22 protein-coding genes and 1 tRNA gene are annotated in these 17,562 nt (G+C 29.4%); 3 read left to right on the top strand and 20 right to left on the bottom strand.

What is annotated here, in order from left to right:
• Window positions 1–15: 15 nt before the first annotated feature.
• From QOR43_RS03835 to QOR43_RS03800, 8 genes are all read right to left on the bottom strand, one after another.
• A tRNA-Lys gene (locus QOR43_RS03835) sits at window positions 16–88 on the bottom strand.
• Window positions 89–109: 21 nt separating this feature from the next.
• Complete coding sequence (rlmB, locus tag QOR43_RS03830) at window positions 110–841, bottom strand: 23S rRNA (guanosine(2251)-2'-O)-methyltransferase RlmB (RefSeq protein ID WP_265134682.1); 732 nt, start codon at window positions 839–841, stop codon at window positions 110–112.
• Window positions 834–1,760: a methionyl-tRNA formyltransferase gene (fmt, locus tag QOR43_RS03825; RefSeq protein WP_265134681.1), complete on the bottom strand. Its 927-nt coding sequence runs from the start codon at window positions 1,758–1,760 to the stop codon at window positions 834–836. The genes rlmB and fmt overlap by 8 nt, the downstream gene beginning before the upstream one ends.
• On the bottom strand, window positions 1,757–2,665 hold the full coding sequence (gene secF, locus QOR43_RS03820) for a protein translocase subunit SecF (RefSeq protein WP_265134680.1): 909 nt from the start codon (window positions 2,663–2,665) through the stop codon (window positions 1,757–1,759). Before secF ends, fmt begins: the two co-directional genes overlap by 4 nt.
• 11 nt (window positions 2,666–2,676) lie before the next feature.
• Window positions 2,677–4,212 (bottom strand): protein translocase subunit SecD, encoded by a 1,536-nt coding sequence (gene secD, locus QOR43_RS03815; protein ID WP_265134679.1) that lies wholly within the window; start codon window positions 4,210–4,212, stop codon window positions 2,677–2,679.
• A 94-nt stretch (window positions 4,213–4,306) separates the two neighbouring features.
• Entirely contained in the window at window positions 4,307–5,143 is an 837-nt protein-coding gene (locus QOR43_RS03810; RefSeq protein ID WP_265134678.1) for a cytochrome c1, read from the bottom strand.
• Window positions 5,143–6,333, bottom strand: a complete 1,191-nt coding sequence (locus QOR43_RS03805) for a cytochrome b (RefSeq protein ID WP_265134677.1) — start codon at window positions 6,331–6,333, stop codon at window positions 5,143–5,145. Before QOR43_RS03805 ends, QOR43_RS03810 begins: the two co-directional genes overlap by 1 nt.
• 13 nt (window positions 6,334–6,346) lie before the next feature.
• A complete protein-coding gene (locus QOR43_RS03800) occupies window positions 6,347–6,853 on the bottom strand; it encodes a Rieske 2Fe-2S domain-containing protein (RefSeq protein ID WP_265134676.1) in 507 nt (168 codons plus the stop codon).
• Between the two features lie 170 nt (window positions 6,854–7,023).
• On the opposite strand from QOR43_RS03800, the gene QOR43_RS03795 reads away from it, so the two are divergent.
• Window positions 7,024–7,179: a peroxiredoxin family protein gene (locus QOR43_RS03795; protein ID WP_265134675.1), complete on the top strand. Its 156-nt coding sequence runs from the start codon at window positions 7,024–7,026 to the stop codon at window positions 7,177–7,179.
• Between the two features lie 4 nt (window positions 7,180–7,183).
• Window positions 7,184–8,026 (top strand): cytochrome c biogenesis CcdA family protein, encoded by an 843-nt coding sequence (locus tag QOR43_RS03790; protein WP_265134674.1) that lies wholly within the window; start codon window positions 7,184–7,186, stop codon window positions 8,024–8,026.
• A 10-nt stretch (window positions 8,027–8,036) separates the two neighbouring features.
• Here QOR43_RS03790 and QOR43_RS03785 read toward each other — a convergent pair whose 3' ends face one another.
• From QOR43_RS03785 to leuD, 9 genes are read right to left on the bottom strand one after another with little or no spacing between them, the layout of a single operon-like run.
• Window positions 8,037–8,810 carry a DUF4388 domain-containing protein gene (locus QOR43_RS03785; protein ID WP_265134673.1) on the bottom strand — a complete coding sequence of 258 codons (774 nt, stop codon included), beginning with the start codon at window positions 8,808–8,810 and terminating at the stop codon, window positions 8,037–8,039.
• 1 nt (window position 8,811) lies between these two features.
• Complete coding sequence (locus tag QOR43_RS03780) at window positions 8,812–9,240, bottom strand: hypothetical protein (RefSeq protein ID WP_265134672.1); 429 nt, start codon at window positions 9,238–9,240, stop codon at window positions 8,812–8,814.
• Window positions 9,241–9,273: 33 nt separating this feature from the next.
• Window positions 9,274–9,849: a CDP-alcohol phosphatidyltransferase family protein gene (locus QOR43_RS03775; RefSeq protein WP_265134671.1), complete on the bottom strand. Its 576-nt coding sequence runs from the start codon at window positions 9,847–9,849 to the stop codon at window positions 9,274–9,276.
• Window positions 9,846–10,466, bottom strand: a complete 621-nt coding sequence (locus QOR43_RS03770) for a phosphoribosylanthranilate isomerase (RefSeq protein ID WP_265134670.1) — start codon at window positions 10,464–10,466, stop codon at window positions 9,846–9,848. The genes QOR43_RS03775 and QOR43_RS03770 overlap by 4 nt, the downstream gene beginning before the upstream one ends.
• Window positions 10,463–11,422, bottom strand: coding sequence for a transketolase family protein (locus QOR43_RS03765; protein WP_265134669.1), 960 nt, complete (start codon window positions 11,420–11,422; stop codon window positions 10,463–10,465). Before QOR43_RS03765 ends, QOR43_RS03770 begins: the two co-directional genes overlap by 4 nt.
• A 24-nt stretch (window positions 11,423–11,446) precedes the next feature.
• Window positions 11,447–12,295, bottom strand: coding sequence for a transketolase (locus tag QOR43_RS03760; RefSeq protein ID WP_265134668.1), 849 nt, complete (start codon window positions 12,293–12,295; stop codon window positions 11,447–11,449).
• 10 nt (window positions 12,296–12,305) lie between these two features.
• Window positions 12,306–12,935, bottom strand: coding sequence for a hypothetical protein (locus QOR43_RS03755; protein ID WP_265134667.1), 630 nt, complete (start codon window positions 12,933–12,935; stop codon window positions 12,306–12,308).
• 1 nt (window position 12,936) lies between these two features.
• Window positions 12,937–14,622 (bottom strand): tetratricopeptide repeat protein, encoded by a 1,686-nt coding sequence (locus QOR43_RS03750; RefSeq protein WP_265134666.1) that lies wholly within the window; start codon window positions 14,620–14,622, stop codon window positions 12,937–12,939.
• 49 nt (window positions 14,623–14,671) lie between these two features.
• Window positions 14,672–15,169, bottom strand: a complete 498-nt coding sequence (gene leuD, locus QOR43_RS03745) for a 3-isopropylmalate dehydratase small subunit (RefSeq protein ID WP_265134665.1) — start codon at window positions 15,167–15,169, stop codon at window positions 14,672–14,674.
• A 58-nt stretch (window positions 15,170–15,227) separates the two neighbouring features.
• On the opposite strand from leuD, the gene QOR43_RS03740 reads away from it, so the two are divergent.
• Window positions 15,228–16,253 carry a hydroxyacid dehydrogenase gene (locus QOR43_RS03740; protein WP_265134664.1) on the top strand — a complete coding sequence of 342 codons (1,026 nt, stop codon included), beginning with the start codon at window positions 15,228–15,230 and terminating at the stop codon, window positions 16,251–16,253.
• A 195-nt stretch (window positions 16,254–16,448) separates the two neighbouring features.
• Here the strand turns inward: QOR43_RS03740 and QOR43_RS03735 are convergent, their stop codons facing one another.
• From QOR43_RS03735 to QOR43_RS03725, 3 genes are read right to left on the bottom strand one after another with little or no spacing between them, the layout of a single operon-like run.
• The gene (locus QOR43_RS03735; protein WP_265134663.1) at window positions 16,449–16,586 is read right to left on the bottom strand and encodes a hypothetical protein; all 138 of its coding nucleotides are present in this window, start codon (window positions 16,584–16,586) and stop codon (window positions 16,449–16,451) included.
• The gene (locus QOR43_RS03730) at window positions 16,583–17,203 is read right to left on the bottom strand and encodes a hypothetical protein (RefSeq protein WP_265134662.1); all 621 of its coding nucleotides are present in this window, start codon (window positions 17,201–17,203) and stop codon (window positions 16,583–16,585) included. Before QOR43_RS03730 ends, QOR43_RS03735 begins: the two co-directional genes overlap by 4 nt.
• Window positions 17,204–17,207: 4 nt before the next feature.
• The gene (locus QOR43_RS03725) at window positions 17,208–17,549 is read right to left on the bottom strand and encodes a DUF190 domain-containing protein (protein WP_265134661.1); all 342 of its coding nucleotides are present in this window, start codon (window positions 17,547–17,549) and stop codon (window positions 17,208–17,210) included.
• Window positions 17,550–17,562: the final 13 nt, after the last annotated feature.

The raw sequence follows: 17,562 nt of genomic DNA, 5'->3' as shown, positions 1-17,562 counted from the left end.
ATATTCAATTTTTAGTGAGTCGCCTGGGAATCGAACCCAGGACCACCGGTTTAAAAGACCGGTGCTCTACCGACTGAGCTAGCGACTCATATAAGAGAAAAATATTATATCATATTTTTTGTTTTATTGCTTCCCATAATGCAATAGCTGTTGCAGATGAAACATTTAATGATGTAACTTTACCTTTCATTGGTATTGTAGCAATAATATCAGCTATATCTATAACGGATTTAGAAACCCCTTTACCTTCTGAACCTACAACCAATGCCAATGGAAATGGATATTTTATTTTGTCTATATCTTTTCCACCTTTTTCAACTACAACGACCCAACCACCCATTTTTTTGAAATTTTCAAGGGTTTGTCTCAAACTTCCTACTTTTGCTATTGGAATATGAAATACTGCTCCGGTAGAGCTTTTAACAACTACTTCATTTATAGGACTGCTTCTTTCTTTTGGAAGTAAAATTCCATTTGCTCCAAGGACTTCTGCTGTTCTTATTATATTTCCTACATTTTGCGGGTCGGTTATATGGTCTAATACTAATAAAATTCCATTTTCTTCTATAATTTTTTTTAACAATTTATTTTCATCAATATATTTTATTGGGCTTACTAATGCTATTACACCTTGGGTTTTCTTTGTACCGGCAAGCTCTTCTATCTTTTGTCTTGGCACTTTTTGCAGTTTAACTTTTCTTTTTTCTGCAAGTTCTAAAAGCTCCTTTGGTGGATGAGAATCATGGGCTATTAATATTTTTTCTAAGCTTCTTCCTGCTTTTAATGCTTCTATTACCGGATTTCTTCCCCAAATAATAAGTTTATTTTCCTGATTATCCAAATTTCTCTCCTACTTTTATATGGTATCCTCTTACTGCATCTAATGTAGAAATTGGTTTTGAGTTTGGAAATTGTAGCTGTTTTATCAATAAAGAACCTTTTCCTGTTTTAACTACTATTCCATTTTCTATTTTAACTATCTCTCCATAATCTCCGGCATATTCCTCATTTAGTGGCGTTGCATCTAATATTTTTATCTGCTCTCCTCTAAAATTTGTGTAAGCTTTAGGCCATACTTTTAAGGCTCTTATTTTATTAAATATCTCTGTAGCAGGCTTTGACCAATCTATTAAACCTTCTTCCTTTTCAATTGGCTTTGCATAAGTTGCTTTACTTTCATCTTGTGGTGTTGCAGTAGCTCCTTTTTGTATATCATCTAATACTTTTAGCAGTAGCTGACTACCTAATTTTGCTAATTTATCATGTAAGCTGATTATATCATCTTCATCTGTTATCTCTATTTTTTCTATTGCATATACAGGGCCGGCATCAAGCTTTTCTACAAGCTCCATAATTGAAACACCTGTTTCTTTTTCTCCTTCCATTATAGCTCTGTGTATAGGTGCTGCTCCACGATATTTTGGTAATATAGATGCATGAATATTTATTGTTTTATATTTAGGAATATCTAAAATTTCTTTTGGAATTATTTTTCCATAAGCTACAACCACAGATATATCCGGATTTAACTCTTTTATAATATTTATAATTTCCTGATTATTTTTTAATTTTTCCGGCTGATATACCGGAATATTATGTTTTATTGCAATCTCTTTTACCGGTGGTGGAGTAACCTTTTGACCTCTACCTTTTGGTTTATCAGGCTGGGTTATAACGGCTATTACCTGATGTTTTGAATTAATTAATGTTTTTAATACTTCTGCTGCAAACTCAGGAGTTCCCCAAAAGAGTATTCTCATTCTTTAACTCTTCTCCTTAAGAAGTTTTCTACCTCTATTATTAATACAGAAGCCACATATATTGAAGAATATGTTCCGAAAATTATTCCTATTAATAAAGCAATAGCAAAACCTTTTAATGCTTCCCCTCCAAATATTAAAAGGGATAATGTTGCAAATAATGTTGTAGCAGAGGTTATAACTGTTCTGGCAAAATTTTCATTTATACTTCTATTTATGATTTCTTGAATATTTTTCTTTCCTCTTATTTTTATATTTTCTCTAATCCTATCAAATACAATAATTGTATCGTTAAGTGAATAACCTAAAACTGTTAAAATAGCAGCTATTACAGTAAGATTTAACTCTAAATCAAATAAAGAAAAAATACCAAGGGTAATAATAACATCATGAAATTCCGGTATGATTGCAGCTATTGCAAAAACAGGTTCAAATCTATAAGCAAGATATGCCATAATTCCAAGCATAACAAAAATTATTGAATATATACTTGCTCTTCTAAGTTCATCTCCTACCATAGCATCTATAAAATCTATCTTTACAATCTCAAAATTGTCTCCATACTGCTTTTTTAAAGCATCTTTTACTTTTTGGACAATATCAGAAGATTTACCTTTATTTACAGATACTCTTATCTCATATTCATCTTTATTTTTTCCTACTTCTTGTATTAAACTATCTTCAAGTTTAACTTCTTTCAGGGCATTTCTAATTGTTGCAGTATCAGTTTTATTTTTGAATTTAACCTGTATTGATGTTCCTCCGGTAAAATCAAGTCCTAAATTAAATCCTTTTGTAAAGAATAAAACTATACTAAAAAATACAAGTCCAAAAGATATAATATAGCCTATCTTTTTTATTTTGAAAAAATCAATATTGGGTGGCTGGGAAAATAGGTTTCTCACTTTTCACTCTCCTAAAAAGCATATTTAAATGATTTTTTTCCACCGAGCATTAAATCAAGTAATAACTTTGTAAAAAATACTGCTGTATAAATTGTTATTATTGTTCCGATAGATAATGTTGCTGCAAATCCTTTTAAAGGTCCGGTTCCAAACTCAAACAATGCCAATGCTGCAATTAATGTTGTAAGCTGTGAATCTACAATGGCAGAGAAAGCCCTATTAAATCCTTCATTTATTGCAACCCTTAATGTTTTTCCTGCTCTTAATTCATCTTTTATTCTTTCAAATATAATTACATTTCCATCTACTGCCATTCCGATATTAAGAATGATACCTGCTATTCCCGGAAGTGTAAGGGTTATATCAAAAATAAGCATAGTAGTCCAAAGCAGTAATAAGTTAAAGACTAAGGCTATAATTGATATAAAACCGGAAACAGCATATCTTAATATCATAAATATTCCTACACCTATAAATGCAACAATTCCGGCAGTTATTGTTTTATCTATAGAATCTCTACCGAGGGTAGGCCCTATTACTGTTTCCTCAATTATTTCTACTGGTGCAGGTAAAGCTCCTGCTCTTAAAATAACTGCTAAATCATTTGCTTCCTCTGTTGTAAAATTACCTGTAATCTGCCCTGAAGATGTTATTCTTGACCTGATAACAGGAGCAGACATAACTTTCCCATCTAATACGATTGCCAATCTTTTACCTATCATATTGGCAGTTGCTTCTCCAAATATTTCTGCTCCTTCCGATGTAAGTTCAAAATTTACAGCAGGTTTTCCTGTCTGGTCTATAGAAGCCCTTGCATCTTTTAGCATTGCACCGGTTATAACAGGTATTTTCTTTACTAAAAAGTATTCTTTAACTTTCTGGCCATTAATTACTTCTTCTTGACCTTCTAATATCTCTAAATCTTCCGGTAATCCATTTGGAAAATCTTTAAGAAGTTCTTCTTTAGAAAAAGCTGATTTTACAACTTCTTTAAATTCAAGCTGTGCTGTTTTCCCTATAATTGTTTTAGCTCTTTCAGGGTCTACAACACCAGGTAGTTCTACCAATACCCTGTCTTTTCCTTTTTGGGCTATATTAGGAGATAATGTTCCAAACTGGTCTATTCTGTTTTTTAATGTTTCTACTGTTTGTTTCATTGTTGCCGTTTTTATTCTATTTAATTCAAAATCTTTAAATGTTATAATCAGATTTCCATTTTCACTGTCTATATTTATCTGAGGATATTTTTCTTTTAATATATTGATTGCAGTATCTAATTTTGTAGGGTCAAGTAAAGACAAGATTAGTTTATCTTTATCTGCTTTTATACTTAGAACATCTATATTTTTCTCTTTTAATAATTTTTCAATATCTTTCCCAAGATTTTGATATTCCCTTTCTATTACTTTATCTATATCTACTTTTAAAGTTATACTTATACCGCCTTGCAAATCAAGTCCAAGTTTAACCTGTTTTGTAAGTAAAAAATAGATAGATACAGAAAAAACAATAAATACAGCCAATATTTTCCATTTAATATCTTTCATTTATTTCCTCATGGTTAATTTATTATTAATAAGATTATACAGCAATAGAGATTAAAAAGAAAGTGGAGCATTTGGTGCCCTACTTTATAATAGATTAATGGATATTTTTCCAGATTTTTTTCTTCCATGCAAAAGTTAATCCGGCTAAAATTACTAAATAACCAAGAACCCATACACTAAGTCTATTTCTTTCTTCTCTATGTGGGTCAGCTATTTTATCTAAATATTCAACAGCTTTTTCTGTAGATTCTTTTGTTAATCCAAGTCTTGGCATAGATGTTCCGGGTAATACAGTTTGTGGATTATTTATAAATGTTATTAAATATTCTTCTTCCTTAGCTTTTCCAATTACTGATAAATCAGGTGGAACTTTGCCAAGATAAGCTTTTAAATTTTCAGGGTTTGTTTCTGCAGATATTTTTTGGTATTTAATACTATGACATCTGGAACATGCTTCTTTAATTATTGTTTCTCCGGATAAATCTTTATTTGCTATAGATTTTAGATAAGCAACAATATCTCCGATTTGTTCATCAGAAAGTTGTGCCATAGGAGGCATAGCAAATTTTGGATATTTAGTGGCTTCTTGTGGATTTTTTATAAAATTAGCAAGGAAACGCTCTTCTACAATACCACCAATATTAGATAAATCAGGAGGAACCACATTAAATGAAGCCATTGCAGTATTTGCATCTATACCTGCAGGTATATTTTCTTTTTTGATACTATGGCAAGAAGCACAATTTTGCATAAAAAGCTCTTTACCCTGGGCAGGGTCACCGTTGGTTATAACATCTTTTTTTAAATCTAAATAACTAAAATCAGGTTTTGGAATTGTTCCATGCATTACACTATGGGCATAAGGCTCTATCCCCCAATATCCCACTAAAACAATAACTATCAGTATGAGTAAAATCTTTAATTCTTTCATTATTCAATACCTCCATTTTGCTTTCTTTTTTCTATCTTAGAGATAATTGGTAATGAGATAAAGAAAGCAAAGTATATTAAACTACCTATAAATCCAAGCCATGCATAAAGACCTGTTGGAGGAAGTTTTCCAAGTATTGTTAAAAATACAAAATCCGCTATAAATATCCAGAAAGCTATTTTATAAAGTGGTCTATGCTTTCCACTAACAATAGGCGATTTATCAAGCCAAGGTAAAAATGCTGCTATAAACATACTTAAAACAAAAGCTATTAATCCAAGATTTTGACTGAAGAAAAATCCTCTTAACACTTCATAAAAAGCAAGGAAATACCACTCAGGATAGATATGCATTGGAGTTTGTAAATAATCAGCAGGTGTGAAGTTAATTGGGTCCATAGCAAATTTATAATTATAAAATACAAGATAGAAGAAGAAAATTAAGAAAACAGACATAACAAAAAATTCCTTAGCCATAAATACAGGCCAGAAAGGTATTCCTTTTCCTTTTTTCTTTTCTTCTTTTGTAAGTTCTATACCATCTTCATTATTACTTCCCGCTATTCTAACAGCATATAAGTGGATAGCAGTAAATATAATTAGCAGTAATGGCAATAACATTACATGTAAAGCAAAAAATCTTGTTAATGTGGCATCTTCAACTATATAGTTCCCTCTAATCCAGATAACAAGGTCAGGACCGATAAATGGAATTTTTTCAAAAAGTGTCGTGATTGTTTGGGCAGCCCAATAAGACATTTGTCCCCAAGGAAGTAGATAACCTGTAAAAGCAGTTGCTGCCATCAATACAAAAAGTATATATCCTGTAATCCAAACAATCTCTCTTGGTTTTTTGAATGAACCATAATATATTCCCCTTGCCATATGAATATACAAAACAAGGAACATAATACTTGCACCAACTGCATGGGTATGTCTAAATAACCATCCATATTCAACATCCATCATTATTGTTTTATTTACACTATCAAAAGCAAGATGTGCATCCGGTTTATAATACATTAAAAGAAATATACCACTTACAAATAAAATAGCCATAACTAACATTAAGAGAACACCAAAGCTCCAAAGGAAATTGATATTCTTAGGAACATAATATTCTGTAAGCATTACTTTAATTAATTCTTTAATTGCCAATCTTTCATCTAACCAATCTATAAACTTACCCATCTCTTAACCTCCTTTATGTTGTCAATCCTTTTTCTTTCATTTGTTTATATTCAGGACCTTCTTCTCCTAAAACAATAGTATTTCCTTCTATTTTAAATGGTGGAACATCTAAAGGTCTTGGTGGAGGTCCAAATATATTTTTACCACAGGCATCATACTCTCCACCATGGCAAGGGCAATGCCATATTTTCTTGTCTGCTTCCCAGTTTGGAATACAACCAAGATGTGTGCAAATTCCAGTTACTACTGTGTATTCTTCTTTAACAGTTCTGTCTTTACAGCTACCCATATCCGGAGTTCTTCTTAAAACAAATACAGGCTTTCCTCTCCATGCAACTACTTTTATTTGTCCCGGTTCCACAGATGACAAATCAAATTTCACAGTTGCCTGAGCTTTTACTTCCGGAAGTGGCTCCCATGTTTTATACATTGCATATAATACACCGGCTATACCAACTGCTGCCCAACCGCCCATTGCATAAAGCAAGAAATCTCTGCGGGAAACTTTTTCCTCTTCCATAATTTACCTCCTTATAAAATAAAATATTATTTCTTATCATTATCCTACACCAAAGTTTTAAGTAAGTTTGTAAATATTAACTAAACATAAATTATGATTATTATCATTGATAAACATCAATAAGTATACGAAATATGTTAAGATATTACAAATTATTTTTGAGGTTAATAATGAATAAATTCATTGTATTTATATTAATTTTAATCAATCTTTCTTTTGCCAGGATTAAAGCACCTGATTTTTCATTGAAGGATGAAAATGGAAAAACAATAAATCTCCAATCTTTAAAAGGAAATGTTGTTGTTTTGAATTTTTGGGGAAGGTGAAAAAATGGAGCAAAATATAAGCATCTTAGCAGCATTTTTAGCAGGTATTTTGGCATTTATTTCTCCTTGTGTATTACCAATTATTCCCGGATATATTGCATATATAACCGGTATGTCTGCATATTCTCAGGAAAAAAGAGATTTATCTGTCGTTTATGCAGCAATAGCATTTGTCATAGGATTTTCTATAGTATTTACTGCACTTGGTGCTGCAAGCACTTTTGTAGGTCAAATCTTACAAGAATATAAATCTGTCATCTCAAAAATAGCTTCTATTTTAGTAATTTTACTTGGTATTCATTTTACAGGCTTTTTTCAATGGGAAAAAGCTAAGCAGATATTAATAGGTTTTAGTTTAATATCTATTGGATTATTTATATTCGGTTATATTCAAACAAATCAGATTTTTAATATCTATTTTTATATCTTTATTTTATCTATCGTTTTAGATATTTTTTATTTTGCAGGAATATATAAAATTCTTTATGAACAAAAAACAACGGAAGTTAAAAAGAAACCACCGGGAGTTTTTGGAGCTTTTATTGTTGGGATAGCTTTTGCTTTTGGATGGACACCGTGTATAGGTCCTGTCCTTGGTGCTATATTGTTATATGCATCACAACAGGAAACTGTAATGCAAGGTGTTTATTTATTGTTTGCCTTTTCAATGGGTCTTGGAATACCATTTATCTTGACAGCAGCAGCAATAGATAGATTTTTCAAGGTATTTAATGTTATAAAAAGATATTTCCTTTATATTGAGATAGCCGGTGGAATACTTTTAATATTAATGGGAATACTTCTTCTTACCGGTGAAATTGAAAAAATAGGTGCAATCTTCTCTTGATACCTAATTTTTACATTTTCTTTAATTTTTCAATAACTTCTTTCAAATCTTTCTTTTTCTGATACTTTTCCAGATTTGATAATATTTTTATAAAATTTTCAAATAAGTTAGGATTTTCTCTTGTATTTGTTATTAAATTTTTTATATATAAATTTTTCTCTTTTTCAGATACAAAGATTTTAATAATTCCGGCAGAATACATACCATATAAAGCTCTTTTTACTATATAAGGTTGTTTTTTTGAGATATTTATTATATCTTTTACCGTTCTTTTCCCATCTACAAAATTGAGAATATATTCTTCATTAATTGTTAAATAAGCTATTTTAACTAAGTTTTCATAACCGATAGGCTTGTAAAATATCATTTCATCATCTATTACAGTTAAATCTTCTTTTGTTAGTTTTCTACTCAAATACATAATTATTTTCTCAATTGAAATATACTTATAAGGATAATCATCATACTTTATAAAACCGGAGCTGAAAGATAAAAAACCTTTTTTTAAATTAAGAATTTCTTGCAATCTAAATAAAGATAATGTATAAAGCTCTTCTTTTGTAAGGTTTTCTTTTAATAAAACTTGATTAAAATCTATTTCTAAGTAGATACCGAATATTTTATCTACTCTTCTTACATAAATAAGATTTCCTTCTTTAAAATAAAGAGCATAATTTCCGGTTCCGGTTTTTTCAATGGCTAAAATTCCATTTTTGTTTGATTTTTTAATAAATGAAAGCATATCCATCAAATTTAATGGATTTAATTCTAATTTATAACTCATTTTATATCTTTATAACAGGAATTAATTTATCATTCATAATCTGAACTAATTTAGTAAATAATTCTTTTGATGTTTTTCCATCTTCCGGAAATGTGGCTATACCTTCAATGATATCAAGTTTAAGTTTATTTTTTACCCTTTGAATAGCTTTTTCAGCATCTTTTTTTTCTGTATATGGGAAAAACATAAATACAAAATCTTCCTCTACCGGAGCTAATACATCAGAAGTTCTAACATTTTCTTTGAATAAAAAGATAAAATAATCTTCTTTTGCTTTAATTTCTTTAATTTTTGTTGCCAAATTTGGAAAGTAAATGAATGCAATGGAAAAAACTTTTCCATCTTTGTATCTTTTTATTCTTTCAATTTCAATTTCAACAACAGCTTTAAAAACATCAAAATCATAAATTAATAGTTCTTTCTCATTCATTTTTGTCCCCCCAAAAATAATATTAAAAAATTATTATACACTTTTTTTATAAAAATAAAATACCCTTTGTAAAAATGTGATAAATGAACCTATAGCTATTATAATTACTGCAATATCTATAAATGAGCTAAAAACACCAATTATTAATATAATACTTCTTTCCGGTCTTTCAAATATTCCAACTTTACAATCTATGCCAAGCCCTTCAGACCTAGCTCTTGTATAGCTTACCATAAAAGAAAAAATTATAGAGAGTAAAGATATAAAAAAGATAAAATCATTATTCCTCAGTAAATAACTAATAGCCATTAGTGGGAAAGCATCCGAAAATCTATCTATAACAGAATCCAAAAATGCTCCGAATTTTGTTGCCTGATTATATTTTCTTGCAAGATAACCATCAAATGCATCTAAAATATTTCCGATACTCAAAAATATACCGGCTATTATAAACTGTTTTAAAACAATAAATATAGAGCCGATAATTACAAAAATTAATCCAAAGATTGTTAATATATTTGGTGTTATATTTATTTTATATAAAAAATCTACTAATACTGCCGTTCTTTTCTCAAAAGCCGGTTTTATATTTTTTATTAAAGCACTCAATTTTGCAACTCTCTTGCTATTTTTATAAAATTTTTTATTTTTTGTATATCTTTTAATCCGGGTTTTATTTCAAGCTTAGAAGATGCATCTATTCCAAATGGTTTCATTATAGATAATATTTCTCCTATATTTTCCTCAGAAAAACCACCGGATATTATTATATTTTTTTCAAAAGGTTTTAATTTTTCCAGTAGTTCCAAATTAATCCTTTTACCGGTTCCACCATATTCACCTTCTTTATATGCATCTACTAAAACTATATAGCCTTCTTTTATAAACTCTTCTACTTTTTTAATATCTTCTTCATCTTTTATTCTTAATGCTTTTATAACTTTATTTTTCGGAAATTTTTTTACAAAATTTATATCTTCATCTCCATGTAGTTGGACAATATCAGCTATTTTTAATATCTCTTTTATCTCTTCTTCAGATGAATTTACCACAACAGCCACAAGTTTGGTTTTATCTGAAATTGAGTTTTTAATTTTTTTTACTTTTTCCAAAGGAATAAATCTTGGGCTTTTTTGATATAAAACCACACCTATATAATCTGCTCCAAGTTGCGATATCTCTTTTGCTTGATTTTCTTCAGTTATTCCGCAGATTTTTATAATCATTTATAAATAAGACCTTGTTTAATTTTTTTCTTTAATCCTTCTACTGACAATCCAAGTTTTTCCATTACTTCCCATGCTGGACCGGAAAAAGCAAATCTATCCTCTACACCATGTCTTATTAATTTTACCGGATAATTTTCAGATAAAACTTCTGCTACGGCACTGCCAAGTCCTCCTATTATAGAATGCTCTTCTGATGTTATGATTAATCCGGTTTTCTTTGCAGTTTGTATTATAAGTTCTTTATCTATTGGCTTAATTGAAGACATGTTTATTACTTCAACATCTATTCCTTCTTCTTCCAGTTCAAAAGCTGCTTGTAAGGCTATTGAAACCATTACACCGCAAGCTATAACTGAAACATCTTTTCCTTCTTTTAAGATATATCCTTTTCCAAGCTCAAACTGATAATCTTCCGGCATAATTACAGGGAATTTTTCTCTACCCATTCTGACATAAAATGGCTCTTTTATAAAATGGATTTTTTCCATAACTTTTTCCATTTCTATGCTATCAGCCGGCACGATTACATTCATATTTGGAAGAGTTCTCATTAAAGAGATATCTTCATTCATTTGATGAGATGCTCCATCCTGTCCTACTGAAACACCTCCATGTGATGCTACAAGCTTTACATTTAGTTTATTATATGCTATCTGTTGTCTTATAATTTCCCAAGCTCTTCCTGATAAAAATATAGCAAAAGAAGAAGCATAAACAGTTCTGCCTGAATATGCTAAACCGGCAGCTATACCTATCATATTTTGTTCTGCTATGCCGGCATTAAAGAATCTATCCGGAAATTTTTCATGAAATTTATGTGTTCTTGTAGATTCTGATAAATCAGCATCCAATATAACCATATTTTTATCTATTTCTCCAAGTTTAACAAGCATCTCTCCATAAGTATCCCTTATTGCTTTTTTAGGTAATTCATTTATTGATTTTATAGCCATCAATTTTTTTACACCTCCTACGTTTTAACTTAATTCAGCCATAGCTTTTTCGTATTGTTCTTTATTTGGTGCTACACCATGCCATTTAAAGTTATTTTCCATAAATGAAACACCTTTTCCTTTTATTGTATGAGCTATTATACAGGTTGGTTTTCCTTTTGTATTTTTTGCTTCTTCAAAAGCAGAAATTATTTGATTATAATCATGTCCATCTATTTCTACGGTATGCCAGTGAAAAGCTTGGAGTTTTTCTTTTATTGGATGAATATTTATAATCTGTCTAACATCTCCATCTATCTGAAGATTATTATTATCTATGATTGCACAAAGATTGTCTAATTTATGATGTCCGGCAAACATAAAAGCTTCCCATACCATTCCCTCCTGTATTTCTCCATCTCCAAGCATAACATAAACTCTGTAATCTTTATTTGATAATCTTCCGGATAAAGCCATTCCTATGCCGAAAGATAAACCCTGTCCAAGAGAACCGGTAGATGCCTCTACACCGGGTAATCCATGTTTATTTCCTTGCCATGCAGGATGTCCCTGTAATCTACTTAAACCATCTTCTGCATATCCTTCAGTTTTTCTATAAGTTAAAAGCTCTTCTCTTGGGAAATATCCGGCTTTTGCCAAAACAGAGTATAAAGCCGGTGAAGCATGCCCTTTTGATAAAACAAATCTATCTCTATCTTCCCACCAAGGGTCTTTTGGGTTATATCTCAAAACTCCACCAAAATAAAGCACAGTCATAATATCTATTGCAGATAAAGAGCCTCCCGGATGTCCTGACTGGGCATTATAAACCATTGTTATAATATCTCTTCTAAGTTCTTTGGCTATCTCTTTAAGCTTTTCAATATCTGCCATTTTACCACCTCTATTGCTTATTTTTTATCTGGGATATATTTATTTTGGCTAATGTAGTATCTTTTGTTTTAATTTCTATTTCTTTTGAATTACCATTATCTCTTAGATACTCTATAGCAAAATCGCCATATAGAATTTTTTCAAGTTTATCATTTTGATAAACAAGTTTATAATCCTTCCTGTCTACTATTAATTTATTGCTTTCACAGCTAAATTTATCATCATCTTTTAAATCAAATTTTCCTATAACAAGATTTCTAAATGAAAAATTGAGAATCGTGTTTAAATCCGGAAAATATAAAGATAAAACATTTAAAACTTCTTCTTTATTACATTCATTTTTTCCTTCTAATTTTACACAAATATTATTATTTTCTTTTTCAAGGGATACTATATTTTTACCAAATGGTGTATATACATTTATACTTTCTTTTTTGTCTATATCTCCTCTGATAATAGCCGGTAATCCTCTAAAGTAAAAAGCTCCTTGAAATGTAAATTTATCGGGAAGTTTATTATCAATACTTTTTATCTGCTGGAAATTTTGTGAACATACATAACTTGTTTGTTGTAAAGGAGCACAGGAAAATAAACCTACGGATAAAGTTGCTGTAAACAATAAATATTTCTTTTTAAACATCTTACTTTTCACCTTTTACTTTATTGATTAATTTAATTATTCTTTCTTTTTGGTTTGGCTCAGCTTCTCCTTCTTTTTCTATAATAGATAGAGCTTTTTGTAAATATTTTAAACCTTCTTCTATTTTTCCTTTTTTAATTAAAATTTCGCCGTAATGTTCATTTAGAGTAGGGTCTTCCGGCATAGAATCAAGAGCCATTTTGATATATTTTTCTGCTTCTTCTAAATTTCCTTTTTTATAATATCCCCAGCCGAGACTATCAAGATATGCCGGATTGTTAGGAGATAATAATAATGCTTTTCTAACAAGCTCTATTCCTTTATCTATATTTATTTCCCTTACTATATAAGAATATCCCAGATAATTTAAAGCATCCGGAAATTCCTGTCTTAATTCCAATGCTCTTTGTAAATTTTTTTCTGCTTCTTCCCATCTATTTAATTTATCTAAATATATAGCTTTCATAAAATAAAGGGTTGCATCATCTTTGGCTATTTTCAGGGCTTCATCTATAATTTCCAAAGCTCTTTTTGTGTTTTTTCTTTTATCTTCAACTTCTGCCATAGCCATAAGAACTCTATAATCAGAAGGGTCAAGTAAATACATCTTGTTATATGTTTCTATTGCTTTATCATAATTGTTTGATAATGTATATGCTGTCGCCAATCTTTCTAAGATTTCTTTATTATCCGGCTGTTTTTGTAGGATTTCATTATATATCTGTATTGCCTTATTATAATCTTCTATATTTTCATAAGCCATTCCAAGAATAAATTTTATAAATAGATTGTCTGGATTTTCTTTTGATAAATTTTCAAAATCTTGAATAACTTCCTTAGATTTACCTTCTTTTATATAAAGTAAGAATTTTTTCAAAACTGCATCTTTATCTCTTGGATTTATATCTATTATTTTATTTATAACTTTTTCTGCATTTTGATAATCTGCTTTATCTACATAAACTTGAAACAATCTGTTTAATATCTCTAAATCTCTTGGATTTTTTTCAAGAATTTGGTTATATAGCTTTATAGCTTCATCATACTGTTTATTTTGTCTGTAAATTTCTCCAAGTAAAATAGCTGCTTGTTTATTTTCCGGCTGTAATTTTAATACTTCTTGTAGATTTTGGATTGCTTTTTCTTTATTTTGCTCAAAAAGATAAATTCTTGATAGCAAAAAATATGCAGATGCTTTATCATGTTCTGAACTTTTTATTAATCTTTCTAAGGTTTCTTTTGCTTTTTGAAGGTCGTTTTTGACTATGTATAAATCAACGAGCATAGATAAAATCTTGGGATTGTTTGGAAATAATTTTTCTCCTTCTTGAAGAGTGGCTATTGCTTTATCTGTATCTTTAATTCTATTATAAACAGATGCTACAAAAAGATAAGTATCAACATTATCTTTAAAATGTTTTTTATATCTTTCTAAAAGAGATAATGCTTCTTCTTTTTTCCCAAGATGTAATGATAAAACTATTGTTTCTTTGTATATATAAGGAGTATCAGGTAATTTTTCTAAGGCTTTTTGACAATATTTATATGCATTTTCCAAATCACCATAACTTTTAGCTACTTTACAATAACCATACAGTTTGTAAGGATTTTCTTTTTGGCTAAAACTAAAAGCAAAACTATTTGAAAATATCACTGCATTCAAAGCAAAAAATAAAATTTTTTTCATAAAATTTCTCTCCTTATATAAAAAGAACAATTAAAATCTATGATAAGTTTTAGTTAGTTGCAAGTTTATCTTTTGCATATTCCATAAGTCCGCCGGTTTCAAGTATTTTTTTAAGATTTTCAGGTAAAGGTCTTATTTTATACTCTTTATTTTTAGTTAAATTTCTTACAACACCGTTATCCATATCTATCTCAAGTATATCTCCTTCTTCTGCTTCTTTTGCAATTTCTGGAGATTCAATGATTAAAAGTCCAAGATTTATAGCATTTCTGAAAAATATTCTTGCGAAACTTTCTGCTATAACTGCTGATATTCCGGCTCCTTTTATTGCAAGCGGTGCATGTTCCCTTGAAGAACCACATCCGAAATTTTTTCCGGCAACTAAGATATCTCCTTCTTTAACTTTTTGGGGGAAAGTTGGGTCTGCATCTTCCATAACATGCTTAGCAAGTTCCTTAGGGTCTGTAGTTACAAGATATCTTGCAGGTATTATCTGGTCTGTATCTACATCATCTTTAAATTTCCAAACTTTGCCTTTTAAAATCATCTATATAAACCTCCAAATTTGTTATAAAATTATTATATCAAACTTTAGGGGGTATGCTATGATTAAAATAGGTTTTTTTGAGGTTGAAGATTGGGAAAGATTGTATCTTGAAAAGAAAATAAAAGATTTAGGGATAGAAGCAGAAATCATCTTTTCAAAAGAGCCACTTGACAGTGGTTCTGTATCTTTTTATAAAGATATAGATATTGCTATTGTATTTATTTATTCTAAATTGGATAAAGATGTATTACAAAATTTGCCAAATCTAAAATATATAATTACCCGTTCTACCGGTTTTGACCATATAGATGTTGATTATTGTCGTAAAAATAATATAGTTGTTTCTAATGTTCCCGGATATGGTAATAACACGGTTGCAGAATATACATTCGCTTTAATACTTGCTTTGGCAAGAAAATTTAAACCTATGATAGAAAGAACATCAAGGGGAATATTTTCAAGGGACGGTTTAACTGGAATAGATTTAGCAGGTAAAACAATTGGAGTAATAGGAACCGGTAGAATAGGAAGCCATGTTGTAAAAATAGCCCATGGCTTTGGCATGAAAATATTAGCTTACGATAGACAAAAAGAAGAAGAGCTAATACAAAAATACGGTGTTGAATATGTAGGATTGGAAGATTTGCTTAGACAATCTGATATAGTAACTCTTCATGTTCCTTATACGAAAGCTACACATCATTTAATAAATAGATTTAATATAAAGCTTATGAAACTTGATGCGATGCTTATAAATACATCAAGGGGGCCTGTTGTAGAGATGGAAGCTATTGTGCAGGCACTTAAAGAAGGAAGACTTGCCGGTGGTGTAGGTCTTGATACATTTGAAGCCGAAGATGTATGGATAGAAGAAGAGTATTTAAAAAGAGATGATATTCCGGCAATAAAATTAAAAAAAGCAATGGAAGCTTTTTATGTTCTACATGCTGAAAATGTTATAGTTTCTCCTCATAATGCATACAATACAAAAGATGCTTTATATAGAATTCTTGATATTACTTTGAATAACTTAATCGGATTTTTAAATAATAATCCAAAAAATGTTGTTTGCTGTAAAGAATAAAAAAAGAGAGGTAAATCCTCTCCTTGATTTTAACGCCAGTTCGGAAATTAAACTAAAATTAATGCATTATTAGGAACATTTATTAATAACGCGAATTCGGAAATTCAAAAAGAGAAAGATTAAAATTTTAAAATTTTATCAATATCTTAACAAAAGAGATATAAATTAAATTTTGCAAATTTATAAAAATTTCACCTATTGTTTATCAACGGTTCTTTTCATTTTAGAATTGGCGTTAATTACTTTAAATCCTTCATCTTCCAAGGATTTTCCTATTACTTTTAAAATTCTCTCTTCATCATCTATAAGTAATACTTTAAACTCTTTTTTCATTTTTCTGCTTCCATTCTATCTTTTCTCATTATGTATATATATTTTGGTATTACAATAAATTCTTCATCATTTTCTATTTCATAACTGCCATTATTTACAGAGTAAGAACAAAATGCTGAAATAATGCTTCTTATCTGTCTTTTTGCCATTTTTCTTTCTTTAGAAATCATATTTTTATCTAAATAAATACCGGTTTTAGATAAATTGTATAATCTTTGTTCTATACCTTCCATTGTATCTTCTGCAAGTAAATCTTTTCTAATTATTTTTGATAAAAATTTATCTACATCTGTTCTTATTAATAATTTTTTTGTTTTATCTTTGATATTTTCAATATCTGCAAATTCAAATTTTAAAAACTCTTTTATTTTTCTTGCTAAATCTACACTATATTTTTCTTTTAATATTTCCGGTGTAAATTCATCTATTTTTATATTTTTTTTAATTGGGCTGTCAAAAGAGATTAATCTTGGTTTATAATGGTCTATAAACCATAAAACTCCTTCTTTCCAAAATTTATGAATTGCAACGACTTTTTTATTTTTATCTAAAATTGATACTATAAAACTTCTATCATCACCTACATTTATTCCTAAAAATATTTCATTAATTATCAATTTTTTATTTCTTCTCCTCTGCTATATATTTTATAACTTTTACTTTTTCTTGGGTTATTAATCCATTTTTTATAAGTGGTTCTATTTTCGGTAAAACTTTATTGATTCTTTCTTCTTTATCTATAATTTCTACTATTATTGGTAAATCTGAAGATATATCTAAAATAGAAGCTGCATGTATTATTGATGAAGCCCCATATCCCATTATTCCTCTTAAAACAGTTGCTCCGGCAATATCATTTTCCCGTAGTATCTCTATTATCTTTTTATAAAGTAATTTTCCATCTACTTTATCATCTTCTCCAATATGAATTCTAATTAATATAGCTTCTCCTTCTATTTTCATAATTTATCACCAC

It is taken from the genome of Venenivibrio stagnispumantis (assembly GCF_900182795.1).
GTDB classification, from domain to species: domain Bacteria; phylum Aquificota; class Aquificia; order Aquificales; family Hydrogenothermaceae; genus Venenivibrio; species Venenivibrio stagnispumantis.
The sequence above is the reverse complement of the archived record's forward strand: the minus strand, read 5'-3'. Positions and strand labels throughout refer to the sequence as shown.

Coding starts and splice junctions, on each gene's coding strand:
- fmt (WP_265134681.1), bottom strand. CDS start 1,760: ATGAGAATACTCTTTTGGGGAACTCCTGAGTTTGCAGCAGAAGTATTA.
- secD (WP_265134679.1), bottom strand. CDS start 4,212: ATGAAAGATATTAAATGGAAAATATTGGCTGTATTTATTGTTTTTTCT.
- QOR43_RS03810 (WP_265134678.1), bottom strand. CDS start 5,143: ATGAAAGAATTAAAGATTTTACTCATACTGATAGTTATTGTTTTAGTG.
- QOR43_RS03805 (WP_265134677.1), bottom strand. CDS start 6,333: ATGGGTAAGTTTATAGATTGGTTAGATGAAAGATTGGCAATTAAAGAA.
- QOR43_RS03800 (WP_265134676.1), bottom strand. CDS start 6,853: ATGGAAGAGGAAAAAGTTTCCCGCAGAGATTTCTTGCTTTATGCAATG.
- QOR43_RS03795 (WP_265134675.1), top strand. CDS start 7,024: ATGAATAAATTCATTGTATTTATATTAATTTTAATCAATCTTTCTTTT.
- QOR43_RS03790 (WP_265134674.1), top strand. CDS start 7,184: ATGGAGCAAAATATAAGCATCTTAGCAGCATTTTTAGCAGGTATTTTG.
- QOR43_RS03785 (WP_265134673.1), bottom strand. CDS start 8,810: ATGAGTTATAAATTAGAATTAAATCCATTAAATTTGATGGATATGCTT.
- QOR43_RS03780 (WP_265134672.1), bottom strand. CDS start 9,240: ATGAATGAGAAAGAACTATTAATTTATGATTTTGATGTTTTTAAAGCT.
- QOR43_RS03770 (WP_265134670.1), bottom strand. CDS start 10,466: ATGATTATAAAAATCTGCGGAATAACTGAAGAAAATCAAGCAAAAGAG.
- QOR43_RS03765 (WP_265134669.1), bottom strand. CDS start 11,422: ATGGCTATAAAATCAATAAATGAATTACCTAAAAAAGCAATAAGGGAT.
- QOR43_RS03760 (WP_265134668.1), bottom strand. CDS start 12,295: ATGGCAGATATTGAAAAGCTTAAAGAGATAGCCAAAGAACTTAGAAGA.
- QOR43_RS03755 (WP_265134667.1), bottom strand. CDS start 12,935: ATGTTTAAAAAGAAATATTTATTGTTTACAGCAACTTTATCCGTAGGT.
- QOR43_RS03750 (WP_265134666.1), bottom strand. CDS start 14,622: ATGAAAAAAATTTTATTTTTTGCTTTGAATGCAGTGATATTTTCAAAT.
- leuD (WP_265134665.1), bottom strand. CDS start 15,169: ATGATTTTAAAAGGCAAAGTTTGGAAATTTAAAGATGATGTAGATACA.
- QOR43_RS03740 (WP_265134664.1), top strand. CDS start 15,228: ATGATTAAAATAGGTTTTTTTGAGGTTGAAGATTGGGAAAGATTGTAT.
- QOR43_RS03735 (WP_265134663.1), bottom strand. CDS start 16,586: ATGAAAAAAGAGTTTAAAGTATTACTTATAGATGATGAAGAGAGAATT.
- QOR43_RS03725 (WP_265134661.1), bottom strand. CDS start 17,549: ATGAAAATAGAAGGAGAAGCTATATTAATTAGAATTCATATTGGAGAA.